23 protein-coding genes are annotated in these 23,907 nt (G+C 70.5%); 16 read left to right on the top strand and 7 right to left on the bottom strand.

Features of this window, described 5'->3' with window-relative positions; genetic code table 11:
* Nucleotides 1-14 precede the first annotated feature (14 nt).
* The 5 genes from mtrB to secA all read left to right on the top strand — a co-directional run bounded on the left by mtrB (nucleotide 15) and on the right by secA (nucleotide 8,951).
* Nucleotides 15-1,727, top strand: a complete 1,713-nt coding sequence (gene mtrB, locus JYK18_RS06325; protein ID WP_206801213.1) for an MtrAB system histidine kinase MtrB — start codon at nucleotides 15-17, stop codon at nucleotides 1,725-1,727.
* A complete protein-coding gene (locus JYK18_RS06320; protein ID WP_307795795.1) occupies nucleotides 1,724-3,472 on the top strand; it encodes an LpqB family beta-propeller domain-containing protein in 1,749 nt (582 codons plus the stop codon). The genes mtrB and JYK18_RS06320 overlap by 4 nt, the downstream gene beginning before the upstream one ends.
* 581 nt (nucleotides 3,473-4,053) lie before the next feature.
* Entirely contained in the window at nucleotides 4,054-4,710 is a 657-nt protein-coding gene (locus JYK18_RS06315) for a ComF family protein (RefSeq protein WP_206801212.1), read from the top strand.
* A gap of 545 nt (nucleotides 4,711-5,255) precedes the next feature.
* Nucleotides 5,256-5,945: a ribosome hibernation-promoting factor, HPF/YfiA family gene (gene hpf / locus JYK18_RS06310; protein WP_206801211.1), complete on the top strand. Its 690-nt coding sequence runs from the start codon at nucleotides 5,256-5,258 to the stop codon at nucleotides 5,943-5,945.
* 165 nt (nucleotides 5,946-6,110) lie between these two features.
* Nucleotides 6,111-8,951 (top strand): preprotein translocase subunit SecA, encoded by a 2,841-nt coding sequence (gene secA, locus JYK18_RS06305; RefSeq protein ID WP_206801210.1) that lies wholly within the window; start codon nucleotides 6,111-6,113, stop codon nucleotides 8,949-8,951.
* Nucleotides 8,952-9,130: 179 nt separating this feature from the next.
* Here secA and JYK18_RS06300 read toward each other — a convergent pair whose 3' ends face one another.
* On the bottom strand, nucleotides 9,131-9,583 hold the full coding sequence (locus JYK18_RS06300) for an Rv3235 family protein (RefSeq protein WP_206801209.1): 453 nt from the start codon (nucleotides 9,581-9,583) through the stop codon (nucleotides 9,131-9,133).
* A 114-nt stretch (nucleotides 9,584-9,697) separates the two neighbouring features.
* Here JYK18_RS06300 and JYK18_RS06295 point away from each other — a divergent pair, with 114 nt between their 5' ends.
* On the top strand, nucleotides 9,698-10,093 hold the full coding sequence (locus JYK18_RS06295) for an HAD-IA family hydrolase (RefSeq protein ID WP_206801208.1): 396 nt from the start codon (nucleotides 9,698-9,700) through the stop codon (nucleotides 10,091-10,093).
* On the opposite strand, the gene JYK18_RS06290 is transcribed toward JYK18_RS06295, so the two are convergent.
* Nucleotides 10,085-10,852, bottom strand: a complete 768-nt coding sequence (locus tag JYK18_RS06290) for an RNA methyltransferase (protein ID WP_206801207.1) — start codon at nucleotides 10,850-10,852, stop codon at nucleotides 10,085-10,087. The two genes, JYK18_RS06295 and JYK18_RS06290, sit on opposite strands and share 9 nt — an antisense overlap.
* A gap of 35 nt (nucleotides 10,853-10,887) precedes the next feature.
* Between JYK18_RS06290 and JYK18_RS06285 the strand changes: the two genes are divergently transcribed.
* From JYK18_RS06285 to pruA, 3 genes are all read left to right on the top strand, one after another.
* Nucleotides 10,888-12,291, top strand: a complete 1,404-nt coding sequence (locus JYK18_RS06285) for a wax ester/triacylglycerol synthase family O-acyltransferase (protein WP_206801206.1) — start codon at nucleotides 10,888-10,890, stop codon at nucleotides 12,289-12,291.
* A complete protein-coding gene (locus JYK18_RS06280; protein WP_206801205.1) occupies nucleotides 12,288-12,791 on the top strand; it encodes a hypothetical protein in 504 nt (167 codons plus the stop codon). The genes JYK18_RS06285 and JYK18_RS06280 overlap by 4 nt, the downstream gene beginning before the upstream one ends.
* Nucleotides 12,792-12,872: 81 nt before the next feature.
* On the top strand, nucleotides 12,873-14,501 hold the full coding sequence (pruA, locus tag JYK18_RS06275; RefSeq protein WP_206801204.1) for an L-glutamate gamma-semialdehyde dehydrogenase: 1,629 nt from the start codon (nucleotides 12,873-12,875) through the stop codon (nucleotides 14,499-14,501).
* Nucleotides 14,502-14,563: 62 nt separating this feature from the next.
* Here the strand turns inward: pruA and JYK18_RS06270 are convergent, their stop codons facing one another.
* The gene (locus tag JYK18_RS06270; RefSeq protein WP_206801203.1) at nucleotides 14,564-15,394 is read right to left on the bottom strand and encodes a hypothetical protein; all 831 of its coding nucleotides are present in this window, start codon (nucleotides 15,392-15,394) and stop codon (nucleotides 14,564-14,566) included.
* A 104-nt stretch (nucleotides 15,395-15,498) separates the two neighbouring features.
* Complete coding sequence (gene rsgA / locus JYK18_RS06265; RefSeq protein WP_206801202.1) at nucleotides 15,499-16,503, bottom strand: ribosome small subunit-dependent GTPase A; 1,005 nt, start codon at nucleotides 16,501-16,503, stop codon at nucleotides 15,499-15,501.
* Between the two features lie 152 nt (nucleotides 16,504-16,655).
* Here rsgA and JYK18_RS06260 point away from each other — a divergent pair, with 152 nt between their 5' ends.
* The 3 genes from JYK18_RS06260 to JYK18_RS06250 all read left to right on the top strand — a co-directional run bounded on the left by JYK18_RS06260 (nucleotide 16,656) and on the right by JYK18_RS06250 (nucleotide 19,423).
* A complete protein-coding gene (locus JYK18_RS06260; RefSeq protein WP_206801201.1) occupies nucleotides 16,656-17,420 on the top strand; it encodes an SOS response-associated peptidase in 765 nt (254 codons plus the stop codon).
* Nucleotides 17,417-18,028 (top strand): alpha/beta family hydrolase, encoded by a 612-nt coding sequence (locus JYK18_RS06255; RefSeq protein ID WP_206801200.1) that lies wholly within the window; start codon nucleotides 17,417-17,419, stop codon nucleotides 18,026-18,028. Before JYK18_RS06260 ends, JYK18_RS06255 begins: the two co-directional genes overlap by 4 nt.
* Nucleotides 18,029-18,340: 312 nt before the next feature.
* Nucleotides 18,341-19,423: an IS110 family transposase gene (locus tag JYK18_RS06250; protein ID WP_206801199.1), complete on the top strand. Its 1,083-nt coding sequence runs from the start codon at nucleotides 18,341-18,343 to the stop codon at nucleotides 19,421-19,423.
* A gap of 36 nt (nucleotides 19,424-19,459) precedes the next feature.
* On the opposite strand, the gene ybaK is transcribed toward JYK18_RS06250, so the two are convergent.
* Nucleotides 19,460-19,939 (bottom strand): Cys-tRNA(Pro) deacylase, encoded by a 480-nt coding sequence (ybaK, locus tag JYK18_RS06245; RefSeq protein ID WP_206801198.1) that lies wholly within the window; start codon nucleotides 19,937-19,939, stop codon nucleotides 19,460-19,462.
* A gap of 176 nt (nucleotides 19,940-20,115) precedes the next feature.
* On the opposite strand from ybaK, the gene JYK18_RS06240 reads away from it, so the two are divergent.
* Nucleotides 20,116-20,742, top strand: coding sequence for a sigma-70 family RNA polymerase sigma factor (locus JYK18_RS06240; protein ID WP_206801197.1), 627 nt, complete (start codon nucleotides 20,116-20,118; stop codon nucleotides 20,740-20,742).
* Nucleotides 20,739-21,062: a mycothiol system anti-sigma-R factor gene (gene rsrA, locus JYK18_RS06235; RefSeq protein WP_206801196.1), complete on the top strand. Its 324-nt coding sequence runs from the start codon at nucleotides 20,739-20,741 to the stop codon at nucleotides 21,060-21,062. The genes JYK18_RS06240 and rsrA overlap by 4 nt, the downstream gene beginning before the upstream one ends.
* Before the next feature lie 58 nt (nucleotides 21,063-21,120).
* Here the strand turns inward: rsrA and JYK18_RS48275 are convergent, their stop codons facing one another.
* A complete protein-coding gene (locus tag JYK18_RS48275) occupies nucleotides 21,121-21,195 on the bottom strand; it encodes a 50S ribosomal protein bL37 (RefSeq protein ID WP_098515123.1) in 75 nt (24 codons plus the stop codon).
* Nucleotides 21,196-21,334: 139 nt separating this feature from the next.
* Between JYK18_RS48275 and JYK18_RS06230 the strand changes: the two genes are divergently transcribed.
* Both JYK18_RS06230 and JYK18_RS06225 read left to right on the top strand, forming a co-directional pair.
* A complete protein-coding gene (locus JYK18_RS06230) occupies nucleotides 21,335-21,550 on the top strand; it encodes a biotin/lipoyl-binding carrier protein (RefSeq protein WP_206801195.1) in 216 nt (71 codons plus the stop codon).
* 4 nt (nucleotides 21,551-21,554) lie between these two features.
* The gene (locus JYK18_RS06225; RefSeq protein ID WP_206801194.1) at nucleotides 21,555-23,069 is read left to right on the top strand and encodes a sensor histidine kinase; all 1,515 of its coding nucleotides are present in this window, start codon (nucleotides 21,555-21,557) and stop codon (nucleotides 23,067-23,069) included.
* A 417-nt stretch (nucleotides 23,070-23,486) separates the two neighbouring features.
* Here JYK18_RS06225 and JYK18_RS06220 read toward each other — a convergent pair whose 3' ends face one another.
* Nucleotides 23,487-23,741 (bottom strand): WhiB family transcriptional regulator, encoded by a 255-nt coding sequence (locus tag JYK18_RS06220; RefSeq protein ID WP_113694291.1) that lies wholly within the window; start codon nucleotides 23,739-23,741, stop codon nucleotides 23,487-23,489.
* Nucleotides 23,742-23,907 lie beyond the last annotated feature (166 nt).

Genomic DNA, 23,907 nt, shown 5'->3' with positions numbered 1-23,907 from the left:
CCGGCACTGACCGGATGAGCAGGCTCGCCGCCTTCGGCCGCGCCACCGCGGCCACCGGCAGGCGGGTCTCCGCCTTCGTCCGCCGCCGGTCCATCGACTTCGGCGAGCTGTGGCGGCAGTCCCTGCAGTTCCGGGTCACCATCTCCACCCTGGCGCTCTCGTCAGCGGTGGTCTTCGTGCTGGGCATGGTGCTGCAGAACCAGATCACCGACCGGCTGATCGAGACCAAGAAGGTCGCCGCGATCGCCCAGACCAGGGCCATCCTGGACAGCGCGGAGAGCGAGCTGTCCGGGATCGACGCGGCCACCGACCAGCTCAAGTCGCGCCTGGACAACGTGCTCCGCAAGCTCACCAGCGTGCCGGCCGGGCAGGACCCGACCAGCGCCAGCGCCGGCGCCTTCGAACCGGTGCTGGCCAGCGTGGACCCGAGCAAGTCCAGCGACACCCTGGTCTCCTCCGGGCCGTTCGACAAGGTCACGCCCCGGCTGCGGCAGTTCGTCGAGGGCGAGCAGTTCTCCGAGCAGATCCACACCGCGGGCGTGGAGAACGCCCGCACCACGTACCTGATGATCGGCGCCCCGATCACCGGCGCGCCGCGCCCGCTGCAGCTGTACCTGCTGTTCCCGCTGACCGCCGAGCAGAACACCGTCTCGACCGTGCAGAACACGCTGCTGGTCGGCGGTCTGGTGCTGTTGTTCCTGCTGGTGCTGATCACCAACCTGGTCACCCGGCAGGTGGTGCACCCGGTCCGGCGGGCCGCGGCCGCCGCCGAGCGGTTCGCCGACGGGGACCTGGACCAGCGGCTCGGCGTGCTCGGCGAGGACGACCTGGCCAAGCTCGCCGAGTCGTACAACGAGATGGCCGCGAGCATCCAGCGGCAGATCCGGCAGCTGGAGGAGTTCGGCCAGCTGCAGCGCCGGTTCACCTCGGACGTCTCGCACGAGCTGCGCACCCCGCTGACCACCGTGCGGATGGCCGCCGACGTGCTGCACGCCTCGCGCGAGCAGTTCCCGCCGGGGCTGGCGCGGTCCACCGAGCTGCTGGTCGACGAGCTGGACCGGTTCGAGGCGCTGCTCGGCGACCTGCTGGAGATCAGCAGGCTGGACGCCGGGGTGGAGGAGCTGTCCGCGGAGCTGATCGACGCGCGGCCGATCGTGCTGCGGGTGGTCGAGCAGGTCCGGGTGATCGCCGGCGAGGCGGACAGCCTGCTCGACGTGGAGCTGCCGGACACCCCGGTCGAGGCCGAGCTGGACAGCCGCCGGGTCGAGCGCATCCTGCGGAACCTGCTGGCCAACGCGGTCGACCACAGCGAGGGCAAGCCGGTGCGGGTGCGGCTGGCCACCAACGAGCACGCGCTGGCGATCACCGTGCAGGACTTCGGCGTCGGCCTGCGGACCGGCGAGGCCGGGCTGGTGTTCAACCGCTTCTGGCGGGCCGACCCCTCGCGCAACCGCCGGACCGGCGGCACCGGCCTCGGCCTGGCGATCAGCCACGAGGACGCGAAGCTGCACGGCGGGGAGCTGGAGGCGTGGGGCGAGCCGGACCGCGGTGCCTGCTTCCGGCTGACGCTGCCGCTGCGCCAGGGCGAGGAGTGGGAGGACAGCCCGCTGGACCTGCCGCCGGACGTGCCGCCGGGCGGGTTCATCGGGATCGAGCCGGACGAGCCAGCCGGTGAGGTGTCGGTGACGCCGGATCTGGTCGCCGCCGAACGCGAGGAGGCCAGGTGAGGAAACGTCTGCGGGCGATCGGGGCGCTCCTGGCCTGCCTGACCGTGCTGGGTGCGAGCGGGTGCGCGACCGTGCCCGAGGAGTCGCAGGCGCGGGTCATCTCCTCCGGGGGCGTGGCGGCTCCGGCGCCGTCGGTGCCCGAACCGGCCAAGGACCTCGACGCGCTGGGCGTGGTCCGGCAGTTCGTCGAGGCGAGCGCGCAGCCGCAAAACGACAACGCCAGGGCGCGGGTCTACTTCGACCCGCCGGCCAAGGCGACCTGGCGGCCCGATCGCGGGCTGACCGTGATGGAGGAGAAGTTCGACACGGTCTACGCCCCGGAGCAGCCCGCCGATCCCAATCGGCGCATCGTGCTGCTGCGCGGGACGAACGTGGGCAAGCTCGGGCCCGACAGCGCCTTCATCCCGCTGAGCGGCGGGTTCGAGAAGCCGGTCCAGCTGGCGCGGCAGCCGGACGGCCAGTGGCGCATCGTCTCGCCTGCCACCGACCTGGTGATCACCGAGCCGGAGTTCACCCGCAACTACTTCCGCGTGCCGGTGTACTTCTTCGCCACCGACCGGAACGCGCTGGTGCCGGACCTGCGGTACGTGGTGCAGAAGCCGCAGTCCGGCCTGCCCGGCCGGGTGGTCGACCTGCTGCTCGCCGGTCCGTCGGACTTCCTCGACGGCGCGGTGAACAACCCGCTCGGGGAGCAGGCGGCGATCGAGCAGAACGTGGTCGGCGGGCCGGACGGGGTGGTGACGGTGCCGCTGACCGGCGTCGGCGGGCAGAGCGACGAGCAGAAGAAGCTGATCGCGGCACAGGTGGTCAAGTCGTTGCAGAGCGTGACCAGCAGCCGGATCAGGCTGCTCTCGGACGGGGCACCGCTGGTCGCCGGTCGCGAAGAGTGGCGGGCCAGCGACGTGCCGTCGTACGAGCCGGAGGCCTCGCCGGAGTCGAGCCTGCCCGGGTTGATGGTGTCCGGTGGCCGGGTGCGCTCGCTCAGCGACGGCGCGCCGATCCTCGGGCCGGCGGGTTCGCGGGCGTACGACGTGGTGACCGCGGCGCAGTCGCTCGACGGCAGGCAGATGGCCGTGGTCGAGCGGGAGAACGGGCGGTTGTGGCTGCGGGTCGGGGAGTTCGGCAACGAGCTGGCCAGGACCGAGCTGAGCGGGGACCGGCTCAGCCGACCGACGTGGCGGCCCGCGCTACCGGGCTCGGGCGGTGGCGGCGAGGTGTGGACGGTGGTCGACGGCTCGCAGGTGGTGCGGGTGCTGCGGACCGCGCAGGGCACGTGGTCCAGCCAGGTGGTGAACGCGGACATGGTGCGCTCGCTCGGGGTGGAGATCTCCGCCATCCGGCTCTCCCGCGACGGCACCAGGGCGGCGATGGTGGTGGCCGGGAACCTGGTGGTGGCGTCGGTGGTGCGGAACGCGGACTCGGTGAGCCTGCGGTCGCCCCGCATGCTCCAGGCCGAGCGGCTGCGGAACGTGAAGGATGTGGACTGGGTCAGCCAGGACAGCCTGGTGGCGATCACCGACTCGCGCTCGCTGCCGGTGGTCCGCGTCCCGGTGGACGGGCTGCGGCTGGACCAGTTCAACCTGTCGAACCTGACGCCGCCGCTGCACGCGATCACCGCCGCGCCGAGCCGTCCGGTGGTGGTCGCCGACGTCGAAGGCCTGTGGACGGCCTCGGAGGTGGGGGAGGTCTGGAGCCCCCACGACCACTCCGTCCCGGGTGACGCCATCCCGTTCTACCCAGGCTGAGTTCTTTGCCTCGGCTCCGCCGAGGCGGGGAGGTCGCTTTTGAGCCGACGCTTGAGGAGGGCACTCGCCACGGCCTTGGGGGCCGAGTCGAGCGCCCTCCTCAAGCCCCGGCGCGACCTCCCGGCGGGTGCCTGCGTCCTCAGGTGCCCGGGTTGGTCTCTGTCCCTGTCCCTGGCGCCCTGGCTCTAACCTCAGCCCCGGAGCCCCGGAGCCCCGGCTCTGGCCCCGGCGCCCAGCTTGGTCCCTTGCCCCCTCTGGCCCCCGGCGCCCTGGCCCCGTGGCGCCCGGCTTGGTCTCTGACCCTCTGGTGCCTTGGCCCCGGCGCCTTGCCCTCTGGCGCCCCGGCCCCTGGCGCCCGCCTTGGTCCCCGCCTCCAGCACCCGGCCTCCGGCTTCGGCCCCGGGCGCCCTAGCCCCTTGCCCCCTTGCGTCCGGCCTGGCCCCTGGTCGCCTGGACACGGGTGTGGCTTCGGGGCGCAATCCGCCCCCAAAGCCACATTCCGGACACCCGGGGCGGGCCCCCAACTGGAAAAAGTTGTCGTTGGGGCGAGGCTGTCGGGGCTGGTCGGCAGGCTGTCCCGCATGAGCAAACTCCTCGACCTCGTCCTCCCGCCCACCTGCGCCGGCTGCGGAGCGCCCGGCGCCGCGTGCTGCGCCGCCTGCGCCCGGGTCTGGGGCGCCCCCATCCCCATCCCGCTGGCCACCCTCGCCGCCTTCGCGCTCGCGGCCTACGACGGCGTCGCCCGCCGGCTGGTCCTCGCCTACAAGGAACGCGGCCGCCGCGACCTCGCGCCCGTGCTCGGCGCGCTCCTCGCGCGCGCCATCCCGTACCTACCCGGGGTGAGTCCCGCGCCCGACGGCTTCTGGTGGCTGGTCCCGGTGCCCTCCCGACGCGTCGCCTCACGAATCAGGGGTGGTCCGCACATGCTCCGGCTCGCGCGCGCCTGCGCCCGCCACCTCGCCGAGCAGGGCCATCGCGCGGCCGTCGCGCCCGGCTTGGTGCTGGATTCCCATGCCAAGGACGCCGCCGGCCTGGCCAGGCACCAGCGCGCGGCGAACCTGGCCGGCCGGATCACGCCCGAGCCGGCCGGTCTGCCGCCGCCCGGCACCCCGGTCCTGCTGCTCGACGACGTGCTGACCACCGGTTCCACGGTGTCAGCGTGCGCTCGCGCATTGCGTGCGTCCGGATACCCGGTTACCGGCGGGTTAACCCTGACCAACGCTCACTCGTCCGAGTGAAGCTGGCCCGGGAACATTTCGGCGGCCCCCGCCCGTTGTCTGGATATGACGCGGTCAGTGAGTTCAGCGCCCCGGGGAGTAGGTCCTGCCGGAGTGGTCGCCGTTCCCGCCGCCGCCGTCACCGTCGCGAATTCCCGGCCCCTTTCGCTGAGCCTTTGGCGTGAAAGCCGGGACCACGCAATGCTCCGAACGGGTCGGAAACTGACGAGTAACCGGCGTAGTCCATTGCGCGCAGTGACGGCTTCTCACGGCTTGACATCCCCCGGCTCGGGGGCTGTTGTTCCGGGCCAGAGCGGGCTAACGTGCTCCGCTATCAGCAATCCCGGTAGGCGGGGAGGTGAGAAGCCCATGTCCCTGGCGCCGGAGGCGCGCTGAGCTCGCGTCCGGTCGGCCGCCACGAGACGTCGTGACCGTGTCGCCGGATTCTCTCAGCGAGGCGTACTTCCGTTCTGCCGCTCCGGCGGATTCCGAAATACCGCAGTCCCGATTTCACCGGCGCCGTAATGCTCACAAGCTCGCAGTCAATTCAGCGAGGGAGGTCGTGTATGGACATCGTCGTGAAGGGCCGTAACGTGGAGGTGCCCGAGCACTACCGGGCACACGTCAGCGAAAAGCTGTCGCGGCTGGAACGCTATGACAAGAAGGTCATCCGTTACGACGTGGAACTTTTCCACGAGCCCAACCGCCGCCAGGCGAAGAACTGCCAGCGCGTGGAGATCACCGTGGTTGGCAAGGGTCCGGCCGTGCGCGCGGAAGCCTGTGCCGGCGACTTCTATGCCGCGCTCGACGCCGCGGTGACCAAGCTGGAGAACCGCCTCCGCCGGTCCCACGACCGGCGTCGTGTCCACTATGGACGCCGCCGTTCCGAATCGGTCGCCGAAGCGACCTCGGTGGCAGGCGGAATGGCCGATTCCGGCAGGCGGCCCGCCGCGAGCACCGCGGTACTGGACGCGCCCGTCTACGACGAGATGCCGCTCGACGGCGAGGCCGGAAGAGCAGCCGAGATCGACGTGCCCCAGCAGCGCTGGGACGACGGTGTGGCCGAACACCTCCCCGGCCGCATCGTCCGCGAGAAGCAGCACGACGCGGAACCCATGAGCGTCGACCAGGCCCTCTACGAGATGGAGCTGGTCGGGCACGACTTCTACCTCTTCAACGACTCCGACACCGGCAGGCCGAGTGTCGTCTACCGCAGGAAGGGCTTCGACTACGGCGTGATCCAGCTCGCCAAGTGACCCCGCCCGACGGCCCGCACGCCCACCGCGTGCGGGCCGTCGGCCTGTCCGAGCAGCATCTTTCGTACGGCGGTGCGTGCGCTGACCGGGGCACGTTCCCTACGATGGTGGACGGGCAACCCCCCGACCCCCGAAGTACGCATAGTCATAGTGAGGTCTCCTGAGATGGTTCTGAACCGCCTGCTCCGCGCGGGCGAGGGCAAGATGGTCAAGCGCCTGCGCAACATCGCGGACCACATCAACACCCTCGAAGACGACGTGAAGAACCTTCCGGACGCCGAGCTGCAGGCGAAGACGGGCGAGTTCCGCGAGCGGTTCGCCAACGGGGAATCCCTCGACGACCTGCTGCCGGAGGCCTTCTCGGTGGCCCGCGAGGCCGCCTGGCGGGTGATCGGCCAGCGCCCCTTCGACGTCCAGCTGATGGGCGGGGCCGCGCTGCACCTCGGCCAGGTCGCCGAGATGAAGACCGGTGAGGGCAAGACCCTGACCCAGGTGCTGCCCGCCTACCTCAACGCCATCTCCGGCAAGGGCGTGCACGTCATCACGGTCAACGACTACCTGGCCAAACGTGACGCCGAGTGGATGGGCCGCATCCACCGCTTCCTCGGCCTCGAGGTCGGCGTGATCCTCTCCGACATGACCCCGGAGCAGCGCCGCGCGGCCTACAACTGCGACATCACGCACGGCACGAACAACGAGTTCGGCTTCGACTACCTGCGCGACAACATGGCGTGGGACATCAACGACTGCGTCCAGCGCGGGCACAACTTCGCCATCGTCGACGAGGTCGACTCCATCCTGATCGACGAGGCCAGGACCCCGCTGATCATCTCCGGCCCGGCGGACCAGTCCTCGCGCTGGTACGTCGAGTTCGCCAGGATGTCGCCGCTGATGAAGGCGGACGTGCACTACGAGGTCGACATCCGCAAGCGGACCGTCGGTGTCACCGAGAAGGGCGTCTCGTTCATCGAGGACCAGCTCGGCATCGACAACCTCTACGAGGCGGCCAACACCCCGCTGGTCGGTTACCTGAACAACGCGCTGAAGGCCAAGGAGCTGTACAAGCGCGACAAGGACTACATCGTCCGCAACGGCGAAGTGCTGATCGTCGACGAGTTCACCGGCCGCATCCTGGCCGGCCGCCGCTACAACGAGGGCATGCACCAGGCGATCGAGGCCAAGGAAGGCGTCGAGATCAAGGCCGAGAACCAGACGCTGGCCACGATCACGCTGCAGAACTTCTTCCGCCTCTACGACAAGCTCGCCGGCATGACCGGTACCGCCGAGACCGAGGCCGCCGAGTTCCACCAGACCTACAAGCTGGGTGTGGTGCCGATCCCGACGAACCGGCCGATGGTCCGCGCCGACCAGGCCGACCTGATCTACAAGACCGAGGAGGCGAAGTTCGAGGCGGTCGCCGAGGACATCGCCGAGCGGCACGCGAACGGCCAGCCGGTGCTGGTCGGCACCACCAGCGTGGAGAAGTCCGAGCACCTGTCGAAGCTGCTGCTCAAGCTGCAGGTCCCGCACGAGGTGCTGAACGCGAAGTACCACGACCGGGAGGCGCTGATCGTGGCGCGCGCCGGGCGCAAGGGCGCGGTCACGGTGGCCACGAACATGGCCGGTCGTGGTACCGACGTCGTGCTCGGCGGCAACCCGGACATCATCGCCGACGAGGTGCTGCGCGAGCGCGGGCTCGACCCGGTGGAGCACTCGGAGGAGTACGAGGCCGCCTGGCCGAAGGTGCTCGAAGAGGTCAACGCCGAGGTCAAGAGCGAGGCCGAGGAGGTCCGCGAGGCCGGTGGGCTGTACGTGCTGGGCACCGAGCGGCACGAGTCTCGCCGCATCGACAACCAGCTCCGCGGCCGGTCGGGCCGTCAGGGCGACCCGGGTGAGTCGCGGTTCTACCTCTCGCTCGGTGACGAGCTGATGCGGCGCTTCAACGCGACGATGGTCGAGCGCGTGATGACCACGATGCGGCTGCCGGACGACGTGCCGATCGAGCACAAGATGGTCTCCAAGGCGATCAAGAGCGCGCAGACGCAGGTCGAGCAGCAGAACATGGAGATCCGCAAGAACGTCCTCAAGTACGACGAGGTGATGAACCAGCAGCGCAAGGTCATCTACAGCCGTCGGCGCAAGGTGCTGGAGGGCGAGGACCTGCGCGACCAGGTGACGAACATGCTCAGCGAGGTGGTCACCGCCTACGTCAACGAGGCCACCGCCGAGGGGTACGCCGAGGACTGGGACCACGACAAGCTGTGGACCGCGCTGAAGATGCTGTACCCGGTCAGCGTGCAGTGGGAGGACCTCGCCGACGAGAGCGACGACCTGGACTCCGAGTCGCTGCGCGACGCGCTGGTCGAGGACATCCACGCGGCCTACGAGCGGCGTGAGGCGGACATCGACGCCACCGTGGGCGAGGGCGCGATGCGGGAGCTGGAGCGCCGGGTGATGCTGTCGGTGCTGGACCGCAAGTGGCGTGAGCACCTCTACGAGATGGACTACCTCAAGGAGGGCATCGGCCTGCGGGCGGTCGCCCAGCGCGATCCGCTGATCGAGTACCAGCGCGAGGGCTTCGACATGTTCGACCGGATGGTCGAGGCGCTCAAGGAGGACGCGGTCGGGCTGCTGTTCAACCTGCAGGTCGAGCGGCAGGACCCGCCGCCCGCGGCGGAGCCGGCCACCGATCTGCCGGTGCCGCTGCCGACCGGCGGGGGCGGTGTGGCCAATGGGGCCGCGCCGCAGGAGAACGGGCGGCACGCGCAGCCCGTTCCGCCGCAGCCGAAGACGGACCCGGTGCCCGCCGCCCTGCGGGGCAAGGGCCTCGACGGCGGCGGTGCCCAGCGGGGTCTGACGTACTCGGGCCCCGCCGAGGACGGCGGCGTCGAATCCCACGGCGACACCTCCGCCGACGCCGACGACTCCGCCGGCGGCACGCGCCGCGAGCGGCGGGCAGCCGCCCGCGCCCAGGCGAAGAAGGGCAAGAAGGGCCCGCGCCGGTAGTTCGGTACGACAGCCCGTAACCCGGTTCGACAAGCCGGTAATCCGGTACGACAAGCCGGTAACCCGGTAACTCGGTTCGACAGGTTCGAAGGCCACGCACTCCTTGGGGTGCGTGGCCTTCGCCGTTCCCGCCCCTCCACCGAACTCGCGCAAACGTTTGCGGCCAGGTCCAAGCAGCGTCAGCTCACGTGGCGTGGCTGGTTCCGCGTGTCCGGCACCCCGATCAGGTCGAACGCCACGCACCACCACCCCTCCGGCGTGGCCTCGAACCGGGCGGCGACGGCGATCGGGTGCCCGCCTCCGGTGACCGTGGCGCAGGTTTCGATGACGCCCGCCTGCGGAAAGCACGCCTGCACCGAATTCACCAGCGCATACCGCGGGGTGATCGTCCCGGTGAGTCTGGTGTAGACGTCCGGGCGGAGCAGCGGGCGCAGCTGGGCGCGCGCCCGGCGGCCGCAGCACAGCTCCAGGATCGCGGTGACCATCCGCTCCAGAGTCCGCCTGCCCGGCACCGGCGGCCCGGGGCGGGGCCGACCGCCGCCGTCGTCGTCGAATATCGGCAGCTCCAGCTGGGTCGGCACCGCACGCAACCGACGAGCCGTCTCCGGCGCGTTCAGCGGTCTGACATCCACAGGGTCGCTCCCCAGGTCCGTGGCGGCCGACGTCGACCGCGTCGCCTCGTAGAGCGCCGGGCCCCGCGAATCCGGTCCAAGATCGCCCGACCCGGTGACGGGCTAGGGTGGACCATGCTTCGGGGACTCGTTCTGGACTACGCCGGGGTGCTCACCGACCCCGATGCCGCCGCCCTCTTCGAGGCGCTGGACCTCCTGCGCGACCGCGGCGTCAAAACCGCGCTCCTGTCGAACGCCCCCGGCGCCTCCGGCCCGGCCAAACGCCGCCTGGCCCCCTTCTTCGACGCGCTCGTCTTCTCCGGCGAGGTCGGCGTCGCGAAACCGGACGAACGGGTCTTCCTGCTCACCGCCGACCGCCTCGGCCTGCCGCCCGAGCACTGCGCCTTCGTCGACGACTCGGCGGGCAACGTCCGCGGCGCGGTCGCGGCCGGCATGGTCGGCGTGCACCACACCTCGGTCAACGCCACCCTGCTGGAGCTCGACGCCCTCTTCGCCGAGGAATCAGCGTGACCGGCGCACCAGCTCGAAGCACAGCACCGCCGCCGCGGCCGACACGTTGAGCGACTCCACCTCACCCGGCATCGGGATCGACAGCCAGCCCGTCGCCAGCTCACCGACCGACGGGCTCACCCCGCCCGTCTCCCCGCCGAGCACAAAAACCGCCCGCTCCGGCCACGAAGCCTCGAAGATCGACGCGGCCCGCCGACCGGACCCCAGCGCGTAGACCGCGTACCCGGCCTCCGTGAGCTGGGTGGCGGCTTCCTCGGCACTCCCGCAGCGCAACACCGGCGCCCGGAACGCCACCCCGGCCGAAGCCTTCACCACCAGCGGATCCAGCGCGGCCACCCCGCGCCGCGGCACCACGATGCCGCCGACGCCCGCCGCGGTCGCGGTGCGCAGGATCATGCCCACGTTCGCCGGCGTGGTGATGCCGTCGAGCAGCAGGAGCCGCCCGGGCGGCACCCGGTCGTCCAGCGCGGCGTGCAGCGGGCGCATGCGCGGCGCCACCACGTCGGCGAGCACGCCCTGGTCCTGCTTGCCGTTGCCCGCCAGCACCTTCACCCGGTGCGCGCTGGCCCGCTGGACCGCCACCCCGGACGCCTTCGCCGCGCGCTGGATCTCGGTGGCCGCTGGACCGCGCGCGGTGTCCGCCAGAATCACCTTGTCGACTTCCAGCGTCGGGTCGGCCAGTGCCTCCAGCACGGGTTTGCGCCCGTAGACGGTCAGGAACCGGTCCTTCGGCGACACCGCTGAATTCGACTCACGCACGAGAGCATTAGAACAGGGTGTGCCAGGATCACCGCATGCAAGACCGCCTGTCCGCGCTCGACGCGTCCTTCCTCTACATGGAGGACCCGGTGACGCCGATGCACGTCGGCGGTGTCGCGGTCTTCGAACGGCCGAGCACCGGGTTCGACTACCCCGACGTGCTCGCGCTGATCGGCCAGCGGCTGGGTTACCTGCCGCGGTACCGCCAGCGCGTGCTCAGCGTGCCGGGCCACCTGGCCAGACCGGTCTGGGTGGACGACGTCGACTTCGACCTGAACTACCACGTGCGCCGGTCCGCGCTGCCCGGGCCCGGCACCGACGACCAGCTGTTCGACCTGGTCGCGCGGCTGGTCTCGCGCCCGCTGGCGCTGGAGCGCCCGCTCTGGGAGGTCTACTACGTCGAGGGCCTGTCCGACGACCGCGTCGCGCTGGTCACCAAGACCCACCAGGCGGTGGTCGACGGCACCGGCACCATCGAGCTGGGCCAGCTCATCCTCGACGACGTCGCGGCGGAGGCGGAGGAGTTCGAGGACACCTGGACCCCGCGCCGCCAGCCCAGCCGCACCCAGCTGGTGCTCGACGCGGTCAGCGAGACCGTGCAGCGGCCGACCGAGCTGGTGAACACGGCCGTGGTGGCCGCGAAGGACGCGGTGGCCACGGTCGGCAAGGTCACCGAGGCCGTCAGCGGGGTGGCCGCGACGCTGCGCAGCGTGGCCAGGCCCGCGCCGGAGGGGCCGCTGAACGCGCCGGTCTCGGGCGGCCGCATGTTCTCCGTGGTGCGCACGCGCCTGGAGGACTTCCGCAAGGTCCGCGCCGAGCACGGTGGCACGGTCAACGACGTGGTGCTCGCGGTGGTCGCCGGCGCGCTGCGGGAGTGGCTGCTCTCGCGCGGGTCCGCGCTCACCTCCGACTCGACCGTGCGCGCGCTGGTCCCGCTGGCTGTGAGCGACGCCGACACCGAGTTCTCCTCGGCCGGGCTGGTCGGCAACGAGGTGGCCGCGTACCTGGTCGACCTGCCGGTCGGCGAGCCGAACGCGGTGCTGCGGCTGCAGCACATCGGCCACGCGATGACCGCGCACCTGGACTCCGGCCGCTCGGTGGCCGCGCGCACGCTGCTCAAGGTCGGCGGGTTCGCCCCGGCCACCCTGCACTCGCTGGGCGCCAGGGCGGCGAACTCGTTCTCCGGGCGGTTCTTCAACCTGGTCATCACCAACTCGCCGGGGCCACAGGTGCCGCTCTACGCCGGTCCGGCGAGAATGGCCGAGATGTTCCCGGTGCTGCCGCTGGCGAAGAACCAGGTGCTGGCGATCGGGGTCACCTCCTACCACGGGGGTGTCTACTTCGGACTGAACGGGGATCGCAAGGCGGTGTACGACGTGGACCTGCTCGGCGGGATGATCGAAGAGGCGTTGGAAGAACTCAGGGGAGCGGACTGGTGAGGGTCTACCTGCCGGCGACGATCGGCACGCTGCGCCGCCTGGTCGAGGACGGGCGGTTCGCCCCGCTCAGCGGCACGGGTTTCGCGCTGACCCCCGCCCTGCGCGAGTCCTACACCAGCGGGGACACCGAAGAACTGGAGTACGCCGCCCTGCTGGACGCGGCCAGGGCCTCGCTGCGGCTGATCGCCGCGGAGCAGGACGCCGACGAGAAGAACCCGCCGCGGCGCGTGGTGATCTCCGCCGACGTCGAACAGGCCACGCCGCGCCCCGACCTGGACGCCGCGGTGGTGCGGATCTCCGGTCCGGTGGAACTCGCGCAGATCGCCGCGGTGCACGTGGACACCGCCGAGGCCGAGGCCGCCGTGGTCGCCGCCGCCGCGGTGATCGACGCCGCCGACCTCGGTGACGACGACGCGGAATTCGCCCTCGGCGAGGCCGAGGACCACGAGCTGGCCTGGTATGCCCCACAGGAGTTGCCGTTCCTGCTCGAACTGCTTTGACCACGGTTTCCGTGCCAGGATGGGCACCGCGCCCACAAGGCGCCCGTCCGGCCCGAGAAACCACAGGAGGCGAAGCAAGTCATGGACGCGGTGACATCCGTTCCCCACCCGGTCAACGAACCGGTGCACACCTACGCGCCCGGCAGCGGCGAGCGGGAGTCCTTGCAGCGCAGGCTCGCCGAGCTGGAGGGGGAGAAGCACGAACTGCCGCAGACCATCGGCGGTCGGCGCCGCTTCGCCGGTGGTGAGGCCTTCGACGTGGTCCAGCCGCACGACCACGCGCACGTGCTGGGCGTCTCCGCGAACGCCACCGCCGAGGACGTCGCCGACGCGGTGACCGCGGCGAAGGAGGCCGCGCCGGGCTGGCGCGAGCTGCCTTTCGACGAGCGGGCCGCGGTGTTCCTGCGCGCGGCCGACCTGATGGCCGGGCCCTACCGCGACACGCTCAACGCGGCGACCATGCTCGGGCAGTCGAAATCGGTGCAGCAGGCCGAAATCGACGCCGCCTGCGAGCTGATCGACTTCCTGCGCTTCAACGTGCACTTCGCCCGCCGCATCCTCGCCGAGCAGCCGCTGTCGGTGCCCGGCGCGTGGAACCGGATGGAGTACCGGCCGCTGGACGGGTTTGTCACCGCGATCACCCCGTTCAACTTCACCGCCATCGCGGGCAACCTGCCGAGCAGCCCGGCGCTGATGGGCAACACCGTGGTGTGGAAGCCGACGCCGACGCAGCAGCTCGCCGCGCACTACACGATGGAGGTGTTCGAAAAGGCCGGGCTGCCGCCGGGCGTGATCAACATGGTCACCGGGGACGGGCGCGCGGTCAGCGAGGTCGCGCTCGCCGACCCGGACTTCGCCGGACTGCACTTCACCGGGTCCACCGCCACGTTCAAGCTGTTGTGGCGCAAGATCGCGGAGAACCTGGACACCTACCGCTCGTACCCGCGCATCGTCGGTGAGACCGGTGGCAAGGACTTCGTGGTCGCGCACTCCTCGGCCAATCCGGACAAGCTGTGCGCCGCGCTGGTGCGGGCCGCGTTCGAGTACCAGGGCCAGAAGTGCTCCGCCGCTTCGCGTGCCTACCTTCCACGGTCCCTTTGGGAGGGTGGACTGCGCGAGCAACTGGCCGACCTGACGCGCACGGTGAAGTACGGCGACGTCACCGACCTGTCCCTTTTCGGTGGCGCGGTGATCGACGCACGCGCCTTCGCCAAGCACCGCGATCTGCTGTCCGGTGTGGACGGTGACGCGGAGCTGGAGGTGCTGGTCGGCGGGAACTGCGACGACCAGATCGGCTACTTCGTCGAGCCGACCGTGCTGGTCTCGGACAACCCGGCGCACGAGGTGTTCGCCACCGAGTACTTCGGCCCGATCCTGGCCGTGCACGTCTACCCGGACGCCGACTACGCGCGGATCCTCGAACTGGCCGACCAGACCGCGCCGTACGCGCTGACCGGCGCGGTGTTCGCCGACGACCGCGCGGCCGTGCAGCAGGCGCACCAGGCGCTGCGGTTCACCGCGGGCAACTTCTACGTCAACGACCGGCCCACCGGCTCGATCGTCGGCCAGCAGCCGTTCGGTGGCTCGCGGGCCTCGGGCACCAACGACAAGGCGGGCTCGATGTTCAACCTCCAGCGGTGGACCAGCCCGCGCGCGATCAAGGAGACCTTCGACGCGCCGACGGACATCCGCTACCCGCACATGGGCTGAACCACGGAAAACGCCCCCGGGGCCAGGCGGCTCCGGGGGCGTTTCCGTCGTTCTGGTGCTGCTTACTTCGGCATCGACCCGACCTGGTCGGCGGGCGGGGCCTCGACGTCGACCGGGGCACCCCAGTCGGTGTACTTCATGGTCATCTTGGCGCTGCCGCCGGGCATCTGCTGACCGGACTGCTCGGCCACCTTCTGCATCATCACGCCCATGTCCATGGTGATCTGGACGGGCAGCTGCTCGGCGTTCAGCCACAGCTCCATCGGCACGGTGATGCCGTCGGGAAGCTGCTTGAGGTCCGCTTCGCTGGCGCCACCGAGGCCACCGGCCTTCTTCAGGTCCAGGTCGACCGTGTAGTGGCTGACCTGCTGGCCGTCCAGCGTGGTCGACTCGGCGTTGGTGATCTTGCCGGCCTTCTGGACCATCTCCAGGATCTTGCGCGGGTCGCTCTGCTCGGCCTGGTCCATCGCCGAGCTCAGCTCCGCGGCGTCGGCGCCCTCGATCTTGACCCACGGCTTGCCGGTGGGGTTCTGGCCCTCGGGCATCTTCATGAAGACCTGGCCGTCGACCATGCGCATCTCGATGGACATGCCCATCATCTGCATGCTCATGGTCATCTTGCTGTTGGCGCCCTCGAAGGAGCCCTGGCCGGAGCCAGAGATCTTCTGGCCCATCATGTCCATCTCGAGGGTGAACTTCGCCGTCTTGGCCTGGTCCGCCCGGCTGGAGGCGGCGCGGACCAGTTCCTGGGCGTCGTTGAACAGCGAGGACGCCGGCTTCTCGGCGGCCTGCGGGGCCGCGGTGTTGTTCGTGGTCGGCGCGGTCTCGCTGCCACAGGCAGTGAGCGCGAGCAGCAGCGCGAAGCCGCCGGCAGCGAGCGCTGTCTTGCGCATTCGGATACCTCACATCTTGTGATCGTCTGGGTGGTTCGTCCCCCAGTAGAGCTACAGCGTTGCAGACACGCACACCCGGGTGGGGCAGGTTGCCGGATTAAAGGTCACGATTCGAGACCGGCGCGGGAAACAAGCAGCCTTCTCAGTGAAGCGAGCCGTTCGGGTTTGGCGTCACCGTCCGTGACCACGTCGTCCAGTACGCAGTCCGGGTCCTCCGGCGGGCCGAGGTGGCCGCAGCCCGACGGGCACTCCTCGGCGGCCTCGGTGAACTCCTCGAACGAGTCCACGATGTCGTCCGGGGTGACGTGGGCCAGGCCGAACGAGCGCACGCCCGGGGTGTCGATCACCCAGCCGTCCCCGGGCAGGGGCAGCGCGACCGCGGCCACCGAAGTGTGCCGCCCCTTGCCGACCGCGCTGACCACGCCGGTGGCCAGGAAGGCGTCCGGGACCAGCCGGTTGACCAGGGTGGACTTGCCGACGCCGGAGTGCCCGACCAGCGCCGAGACCCGGCCCTCGACCCGCTCGCGCAACTCGTCGGGCTCGGCGTCGTGCCGGGTGACCACGGCGGGCACGGCCAGGTCGGCGTACCCGGCGAGCAGTTCGGCCGGATCGGCCAGGTCCGCCTTGGTCAGGCAGAGCAGCGGTTCGAGCCCGCCCGCGTAGCAGGCGACCAGGCAGCGGTCGATGAACCCGGCGCGCGGCGGCGGATCGGCCAGCGCGGTGACGATGACCAGCTGTTCGGCGTTGGCCACCACCACCCGTTCGTACGGGTCGGTGTCGTCGGCGGTCCGGCGCAGCACGCTGGTGCGCTCGTCGACGCGGACGATCCTGGCCAGGGTGTCCTGGCGGCCGCTGACGTCGCCGACCAGGCCGACCGAGTCGCCCACCACCACCGGCGTGCGGCCCAGCTCGCGGGCCCGCATGGCGGTCACCGAGCGCTCGGGGTCACCCTCGATCGCGCAGGTCCAGCGGCCGCGGTCGACGCCGGTGACCATCGCGGAGGTGGCGTCGGCGTGCTCGGGGCGGCGCTTGCTCCGCGGGCGGGTGCCCTTGCCAGGGCGGACGCGGACGTCCGATTCATCCAGCTTGCGCCAATCCCGTCGGCTCAATCGCCCATCCCCTTCTCCCGGTGGCCGTGCGCTGAATGATCCCCCATCGGGCGGACGCCGGTCACGCGGCGCACTCGCCAAGGCCGTCACGACCGTGGAACCATGGCTGGGGACGCCGAGGACACCGAACGCAGATCGGAGGTGGGGCCGCGATGTGTGGTCGTTACGCCGCCACGAAGAACCCGGCCAAGCTGGTCCAGGAGTTCGAGGCGGCCGACGAGACGGCTGGTCACGCTCCGTCGCCGGACCACAACGTGGCGCCGACGAAGAAGGTGCTCGCGGTGGTCCAGCGCCACCCGCGCGACGCCGACGGCCAGGTGCTCGAGGACGAGCCGTCGGTGCGCACGCTGCGGGTGATGCGCTGGGGGCTGGTGCCGTTCTGGGCCAAGGACCCGTCGGTGGGCAGCCGGATGATCAACACCCGGTCCGAGACCGCGCACGAGAAGCCCGCGTTCCGCAAGGCGCTCGCGCGCAAGCGGTGCCTGCTCCCGGCCGACGGCTGGTTCGAGTGGCGCCGCAACGGCAAGGAGAAGGAGCCCTTCTTCATGACCCCGCGGGACGAGTCCACGCTGGTCATGGCCGGGATCTGGGAGAGCTGGCGCGATCGGGAGGACCCGGAGGCGCCGCCGCTGATCACCTGCTCGGTGCTGACCACCGACGCGGTCGGGCAGCTGGCGGACATCCACCACCGGATGCCGTTGCTGCTGGCCAAGGACAACTGGTCGAACTGGCTGGACCCGGATCGCGAGGACGTCGGCGAGCTGCTGGCGCCGCCGGGGCAGGACCTGGTCGACGCGCTGGAGCTGCGGCCGGTGTCCAGCCGGGTCAACAACGTCCGCAACAACGGTCCGGAGAACGTGGAGCGGGCCGAAGAGGCGGCCGAGCTGGACTCGTTGTTCGACGTGCGGTCGAAATGACCAGCGTCCAGGTCGAGACGGACTACGGCCCGGCGCGGGTCGAGCTGCACTGCGCGGAAGAGGGTCGCGCGGTGCTGTTGCTGGGGCACGGCGCCGGTGGCGGGTTCGGCGCGAAGGACCTGATCGTGGTGACCCGGGCGGCGCAGGCGGCCGGGGTGCACGTGGCGCTGGTCGAGCAGCCGTACCGGGTGGCTGGCCGTCGCGCCCCGGCGCCGGCCCGGCAGTTGGACAACGCCTGGCTGACCGTCGCCGAAGAACTCGCCGACGGCCAGTTCGACGGCCTGCCCGCGGTTTTCGGTGGGCGTTCGTCGGGTGCCAGGGTCGCCTGCCGCACGGCCGCGGCCGGGCAGGCGGTGGCGGTGCTGTGCCTGGCTTTTCCCACGCACCCGCCGGGAAAGCCGGAAAAGACGCGGCAGCCGGAGCTGGACGCGGTCGAGGTGCCGACCCTGGTGGTCCAGGGGGAGCGGGACCCGTTCGGCGTGCCCGCCGCCGGGCCGCACCACGAGCTGGTCCTCCTGGCGGGCGACCACAGCCTGAGCGCCGATTTGGACGGCGTGGCACGCGCGACCTCGGAATGGCTGGAACGCGTCCTGCGCCCGCTGGACTGAGGCGCCTGTCCTGCGCTGTGAATGTGGCTTTCACAGCGGAATCCGCAGTGAAAGCCACAGTGATGATGGTGTGTATGGACGGGGGCTGCCCCGGGGCTTGGCCCGGAAAGCCACTGATGCCCTGGCCGGGGTTGTCTTGCGAATGATCTGCCGGTTCCGGGGTGGTCTCCGTTCGTGCACGTCACCAGGCCAGGGGATGTGACTTGATAGGAGCCTGTGCCACCAGGACACCCATCACTGTGCTGTCCACCCCTGCTGGCCCGGTACGTGCCCTCCCTGACCACTGAACACCACGGGACGGCAGAGACCAGGATGACTGATCAGCACACCGGCGTCGACACTGCCCAGCACACCGCGGTGATCGCCGGGGTCGATACCCATAAAGACACCCACACCGCCGCCGCGCTCGATCCTGTCGGCCGGGTACTGGGCACGCACACCTTCCCGGCCACCACCGCCGGCTACACCGCGCTGGGCACCTGGCTGGCCGGGTTCGGCACGGTGTCCGCGGCCGGGGTGGAGGGCACCGGTTCCTACGGCGCGGGCCTGGCCCGCTACCTGGCCGGCGAGGGTGTCACGGTGGTGGAGGTCAACCAGCCCGACCGGCATGCCCGCCGCCGCAAGGGAAAGACCGACACCCAGGACGCGATCAACACCGCCCGCGCCGTCCTGGCCGGCCACGCTGAGGCCACCCCCAAAGCCGGCACCGGGCCCGCCGCCGCGATCACCGCCCTGCGCACCGCGCTGACCAGCGCGGTCAAATCCCGCACCGCCGCGCTCAACCAGCTCCACGCCCTGATCGTCACCGCCCCCGCCCCGCTACGCGAATCCTTGTCCGGCCTGACCGGCACAACCCTGATCAGGGCCTGCGCCCGGCTGCGCCCCGGCACCGACCTCACCAGCCCCGTCAACGCCACGAAAACCGCGCTCCGCCGCCTCGCCCGGCGCATCACCGACCTCACCACCGAGATCACCGACGCCACCACCGACCTGAACACCCTGACCCGCCAGGTCCTGCCCGCCACCACCGCCGTGTTCGGCGTCGGCCCCGACACCGCCGCCCAGCTCCTGGCCACCGCCGGAGACAACCCCGACCGCATCACTACCGAAGCCCAGTTCGCCCACCTCTGCGGCACCGCCCCGATCGACGCCAGCAGCGGCCGCAACAACCGCCACCGCCTCAACCGCGGCGGCGACCGCCACGCCAACGCCGCCCTCCACCGAATAGTGATCGTCCGCCTGCGCCACTGCCCCCGCACCCGCGCCTACCTCGAACGACGCACCCGCGAAGGCCTCCCCAAACGACACATCATCCGCTGCCTCAAACGCTACATCGCACGCGAAATCCACCGAACCATCACCACAGACATGGCCAACCTCGCAACAACCCCTTGACCTCAATAGGAGCATCATTCACAGCACTTGGCGGAGCTAGGCGGCCGCGATCGGGGCGACCGTCGCGTTCGTGAGGCGGATCAGGTCCTCCGGGGCCAGCTCCATTTCCAGCCCCCGCCGTCCCGCGGAGCAGTGCACCGTGTCGTACTGCGAAACCGAGGAGTCGATCACCACCGGCAACCGGCTTCGCTGGCCCAGTGGGGAAATTCCGCCGCGCACGTACCCCGTCGCGCGCTGGGCGGCGGTGGCGTCCGCCATGCGCGCCTTCTTCCCGCCGACCGCCGCGGCGAGGGCCTTCAGGTCCAGCGAGCCCGTGACCGGCACCACGCCCACGGTCAGCTTCCCGTCCACCTCGGCCACCAGGGTCTTGAACACCCGCGCCGGGTCGAGGCCGAGGATCTCCGCGGCCTCCCCGCCATACGATTCGTGGCGAGGATCATGTTCGTACGCGTGCAACTTGTGGGTGATCTTCTGCTTCACCAGCAGCGCCGTCGCCGGGGTGCCCTTGCCAGCCATGGAACGCAGCCTAGGGCGGGAATGCGCGGGCACCGCAACTTGTTGAACCGAGCGTGTTGACCAAGGTATCCCCCCGCGAAGAGCGGCTCACCGCGCCCAGCCGGGCCCGAGCGGCCCGCGTATCCTCAGGGCAGAAGTACGCACGTCTGCCCGACGTGGATTGGGAAGGGAACGGTTTGCCGAGCACCTCAGAGTCTGCCGCCACCGAGCAGGAGGACGTGCAGGCGCGCACCGAGCGCTTCGAGCGCGACGCGATGCCCCTGCTGGACCAGCTGTACTCGGCCGCGATGCGGATGACCCGGAACCCGGCCGACGCCGAGGACCTGGTGCAGGAGACCTATCTCAAGGCCTACTCCGCGTTCGCCTCGTTCAAGCAGGGCACCAATCTCAAGGCCTGGATGTACCGCATCCTGACCAACACCTACATCAACGGCTACCGCAAGCGGCAGCGCCAGCCGGTGCAGCAGCCCACCGAGGAGATCACCGACTGGCAGCTGGCCAAGGCGGAGAACCACTCGTCGGTCGGCCTGCGCTCGGCCGAGGTCGAGGCCATGGACAAGCTGCCGGACGCCGACGTCAAGGCCGCGCTCCAGCGGCTGCCGGAGGACTTCCGGCTCGCCGTCTACCTCGCTGACGTCGAGGGCTTCGCCTACAAGGAAATCGCTGAGATCATGGACACCCCGATCGGTACTGTGATGTCCCGCCTCCACCGCGGCCGCGCCCAGCTGCGCGAGCTGCTCGCCGATGTGGCTCGTGAACGCGGGTTCATCCGCGGGCCCAAGCAGGAGGTGGCAGGGCGATGAACCACTGCTCCGGTGACGACGGCCAGGCGAAGGTCAACTGCGACGAGGCGCTGGCCGAGATCTACCTGCTCCTGGACAAGGAGTGCAGCAAGGAGCACGAGGTCGAGCTGCGCAGGCACCTCGACGAGTGCCCGCCCTGCCTCGAGGAGTACGGGATCGACGAGCAGATCAAGCAGATCCTGGCCCGCAAGTGCGGCGGCGACCTCGCCCCGGCGGAGCTGAAGAGCAAGCTGCGCGCGTCGATCCGCAAGACCGTCGAGGAGCGCTCGGGCAAGCTCATCGAGCGCACCGAGATTGAGGTCGAACGCGTCACCGAATAACCCGAGCACGCAAAAGCCCCGGTCACCGATGGTGGCCGGGGCTTTGCCTACGCCGAGCTCAGGCGTTGGGCTTCTTGCCGTGGTTGGCGCCGTTCTTCTTACGGTCGCGGCGCTTGCGAGCTCGCTTCGACATGGATCACTCCTCGGTGGATCTCTACCCGGGCAACCCCCCTAGTGTGGCACGTGCCCTAGAACAGGGGTGTTCGGCCTGTGCCGCGACCCCGATCCTCTGGTTGGATTGAGGTCCACTCGAGCGCAGGAGGGCATCGCCGATGGCCGAGGAGATCCGGGCCGAGATCGTCGCCAACGTTCTGAAGGTGGTCGCCGAGGTCGGGGACGACCTCGCCACGGGGGACACCGTGGTGCTCCTGGAGTCGATGAAGATGGAGATCCCGGTGCTCACCGAGGGCTCGGGCCGGCTTTCGCGGCTCGCCGTGGGCGAAGGGGACGTGGTGCAGGAGGGCGACCTGCTGGCCGTGCTGGAATAGGTGCGTGAGCACTCTCTCCGATCTGCTGGCCGAGAACACCGGACTGTCCGGCGAGGCGGCCGACCACCTGCAGTCGGTGGTGGCCGAGTGGCAGCTGCTGGCCGACCTGTCGTTCAGCGACTTCCTGCTCTGGGTACCGGTGGCTGAGAACGTCCAGCCCGACGGCGGCGACTTCGTCTGCGTGGCGCAGGCCCGGCCGACCACCGCGCCGACCGCGCACCCCGAGGACGTGGTCGGCAGCCGGTTCACCATCGACGAGCACCCGCAGCTCGAGCGCGCGATGCGCGAGGTGAAGATCAGCCGCGAGGAGGACCCGCACTGGTACCGCGACCTGCCGATGCGGCGGGAAGCGATCCCGGTGACCTTCGGCAAGCAGGTGATCGCGGTGCTCAGCCGCGAGACGAACCTGGCTTCGCCGCGCGTGCCGAGCCCGTTGGAGATCGCCTACCTCGGCAGCGCGGCCGACCTGTGCCAGATGATCGCCGACGGCAGCTTCCCGGCCGACGGCACGCTCACCGACGTGCACACCAGCCCGCGCGTCGGGGACGGGCTGATCCGGCTCGACCAGTCGGGCACGGTGGTCTTCGCCAGCCCGAACGGCCTGTCGGCCTACCACCGCATGGGCTACGAGTCCGATCTGGTCGGCGTGCGGCTCGCGCCGCTGACCCGGTCGCTGATCCGCGACCCGTTCGACGCCACCGAGGTCTCCCACCGCATCATCGACGCGCTCGACGGCAAGCCGGGTTCACGCACCGAGGCCGACTCACGCCGTGGCGCGGTCGTGCTGTTCCGTGCGCTGCCGTTGCGGCCGGCCGGGCAGCCCGCCGGCGCGCTGGTGCTCGTGCGCGACGTGACCGAGGTGAAGCGGCGGGATCGCGCGCTGCTGTCGAAGGACGCCACGATCCGTGAGATCCACCACCGCGTGAAGAACAACCTGCAGACCGTGGCCGCGCTGCTGCGGTTGCAGTCGCGGCGGACGGCCAGCGAGGAGGCGAGGCTGGCGCTCGGCGAGTCGGTGCGGCGGGTGTCGTCGATCGCGATGGTGCACGAGGCGCTGTCGATGTCCGTCGACGAGCGGGTGGACCTGGACCAGCTGCTGGACAACGTGCTGCCGATGGTCGGGGAGGTGGCCACCGCCGAGTCGCAGGTGACGCTGTCGCGGACCGGGGCGTTCGGGGTGGTGGTGGCGGAGATCGCCACGCCGCTGGTGATGGTGGTGGCCGAGCTGGTGCAGAACGCGGTGGGGCACGCGTTCCCCGGCGGGCGGCCGGGCAAGGTCCAGATCTCGGCCGAGCGGTCGGCGCGCTGGCTGGACATCGTCATCAGCGACGACGGGCAGGGGCTGCCGCAGGGTTTCTCGCTGGAACGCGCGGACGGCCTCGGTTTGCAGATCGTGCGAACGCTGATCGAGTCGGAGTTGCGCGGGTCGCTCTCGTTGCGCCCGGGCCGCTCGGAGGCAGGCGGCGGGCGGCGGGGTACGGAGGCCGCTTTGCGGATTCCGCTGTCGCGTCGCCTCTGAGAGGTTGGTGATTGCCCGGCCCCGATTCGCAGATAGTGCGAAACCCTCGGGGGCCGAGTGGCGCGCTGTCTCTGCGGCGGCTTGCGCGGTGGCTTACTGCGGGCAACTCCGGGTTTGCAGATAGTGCAAGGCTCATTGATCCGGAGCCGGGTGGCATTGTGTCTGGGGCGGCGGTTTGCGCGGGGACCTTACTGTGGGCAATTCCGGGTTTGCAGATGGTGCAGGCTCGTCGGGCCGGGGCCGGGTGGCGCTGCCCTTGCGGGCACGCAATCCCTGTGACGCCACAAACACTTGAGGGCGGGCACCTGAGACGGTGCCCGCCCTCAAACGTGTTGGCGGAGGGACTCTGGGTCCCTGGCGGCCGTGACGCCGGCGGATGTGGCGGGCGTCGGCCGCGGGTGGTGCTGGAGAAATAAATCAGGCGTTGGTGCGCGTGCCGATGTGCGCACGGCGACGCTTGAGCGCGCGTCGCTCGTCCTCGCTCATCCCGCCCCACACGCCGGCGTCCTGCCCGCTGGCCAAAGCCCAGGCCAGGCAATCGGAAGCGACGGTGCAACGGTGGCACACGGCCTTCGCCGCGGCTACCTGGGAGATGGCAGGACCGCTGGTCCCCACGGGGAAGAACAGCTCGGGGTCCTCGTCTCGGCAGGCCGCGTCGTGGCGCCAGTCCATTTTACTGAGCTCCTTCATGATGGCGCGGGAGTCCGCGCCATAGTCGTCATGGCGGTCGTTTTTTGGGGTGCTTGTGAATGCTTTCACGAAGACCCGTTTTCGACAAGAGTTTTCTGCGGATCGGTGAGTCACCTCACCCGGCCGGGCGACTAGCCTGACCTGCGGT

Source organism: Amycolatopsis sp. 195334CR, from assembly GCF_017309385.1.
GTDB lineage: Bacteria > Actinomycetota > Actinomycetes > Mycobacteriales > Pseudonocardiaceae > Amycolatopsis.
The sequence above is the reverse complement of the archived record's forward strand: the minus strand, read 5'-3'. Positions and strand labels throughout refer to the sequence as shown.

Bases quoted from the DNA above. Each gene is read 5' to 3' on its own strand.
- JYK18_RS06260 (WP_206801201.1), top strand. From the start codon at position 16,656: ATGTGTGGTCGTTACGCCGCCACGAAGAACCCGGCCAAGCTGGTCCAG.
- mtrB (WP_206801213.1), top strand. From the start codon at position 15: ATGAGCAGGCTCGCCGCCTTCGGCCGCGCCACCGCGGCCACCGGCAGG.
- JYK18_RS06270 (WP_206801203.1), bottom strand. From the start codon at position 15,394: ATGCGCAAGACAGCGCTCGCTGCCGGCGGCTTCGCGCTGCTGCTCGCG.
- JYK18_RS06285 (WP_206801206.1), top strand. From the start codon at position 10,888: ATGCAAGACCGCCTGTCCGCGCTCGACGCGTCCTTCCTCTACATGGAG.
- pruA (WP_206801204.1), top strand. From the start codon at position 12,873: ATGGACGCGGTGACATCCGTTCCCCACCCGGTCAACGAACCGGTGCAC.
- ybaK (WP_206801198.1), bottom strand. From the start codon at position 19,939: ATGGCTGGCAAGGGCACCCCGGCGACGGCGCTGCTGGTGAAGCAGAAG.
- secA (WP_206801210.1), top strand. From the start codon at position 6,111: ATGGTTCTGAACCGCCTGCTCCGCGCGGGCGAGGGCAAGATGGTCAAG.
- JYK18_RS06220 (WP_113694291.1), bottom strand. From the start codon at position 23,741: ATGGACTGGCGCCACGACGCGGCCTGCCGAGACGAGGACCCCGAGCTG.
- JYK18_RS06230 (WP_206801195.1), top strand. From the start codon at position 21,335: ATGGCCGAGGAGATCCGGGCCGAGATCGTCGCCAACGTTCTGAAGGTG.
- JYK18_RS06295 (WP_206801208.1), top strand. From the start codon at position 9,698: ATGCTTCGGGGACTCGTTCTGGACTACGCCGGGGTGCTCACCGACCCC.
- rsrA (WP_206801196.1), top strand. From the start codon at position 20,739: ATGAACCACTGCTCCGGTGACGACGGCCAGGCGAAGGTCAACTGCGAC.
- JYK18_RS06255 (WP_206801200.1), top strand. From the start codon at position 17,417: ATGACCAGCGTCCAGGTCGAGACGGACTACGGCCCGGCGCGGGTCGAG.
- hpf (WP_206801211.1), top strand. From the start codon at position 5,256: ATGGACATCGTCGTGAAGGGCCGTAACGTGGAGGTGCCCGAGCACTAC.
- JYK18_RS06315 (WP_206801212.1), top strand. From the start codon at position 4,054: ATGAGCAAACTCCTCGACCTCGTCCTCCCGCCCACCTGCGCCGGCTGC.
- JYK18_RS06250 (WP_206801199.1), top strand. From the start codon at position 18,341: ATGACTGATCAGCACACCGGCGTCGACACTGCCCAGCACACCGCGGTG.